Origin of the sequence: Amycolatopsis thailandensis, assembly GCF_002234405.1 — a bacterium.
Taxonomy (GTDB): Bacteria; Actinomycetota; Actinomycetes; order Mycobacteriales; family Pseudonocardiaceae; genus Amycolatopsis; species Amycolatopsis thailandensis.
Genome location: NZ_NMQT01000349.1, coordinates 1 through 554 on the forward strand (window position 1 = coordinate 1; position 554 = coordinate 554).

The following is a 554-nucleotide window of genomic DNA, read 5'->3' on the forward strand; positions in this document are numbered from 1 at the left end:
GCTCCCCCGCCTCGGCGCGGGGCTCGACGGTCTCCGTTTCGCGATCATCACCGACACCCACTTCGGCCCGCTGAACCGGACGAAGTGGTCGGAGAAGGTCGTCGAGGTGGTGAACGAACTCGACGCCGACGTCGTGGCCCACGCGGGTGACCTCGCCGACGGTTCCGTCGCCAAGCGCGCACAGCAGGTCGCGCCGCTCGGGAAGGTGCGCGCGAAGCTCGGCAAGTTCTACATCACCGGCAACCACGAGTACTTCGGCGAGGCGCAGGCCTGGCTCGACCACATGCGCGACCTCGGCTGGGAACCGCTGCACAACCGGCACCTGCCGGTCTCCCAGGGCGGGGACAAGCTCGTCTTCGCCGGCATCGACGACCCGACCGGCGCCGCCTCCGGCCTGCCCGGCCACGGTCCGGACCTGCCCGCCGCGCTCGACGGCGTCGCCGCGAGCACCCCGGTCGTCCTGCTCGCCCACCAGCCGAAGCAGGTCAAGCAGGCCGCCGAGGCGGGCATCGACCTCCAGATCTCCGGGCACACCCACGGCGGCCAGATCTGGC

General features: G+C 71.8%; 1 protein-coding gene. It reads left to right on the forward strand.

The genetic code is table 11. The annotated features are described in order from the left end of the window. A partial coding sequence (locus CFP71_RS42820; RefSeq protein WP_143267332.1) for a metallophosphoesterase occupies positions 1–554 on the forward strand: 554 nt, incomplete at both ends.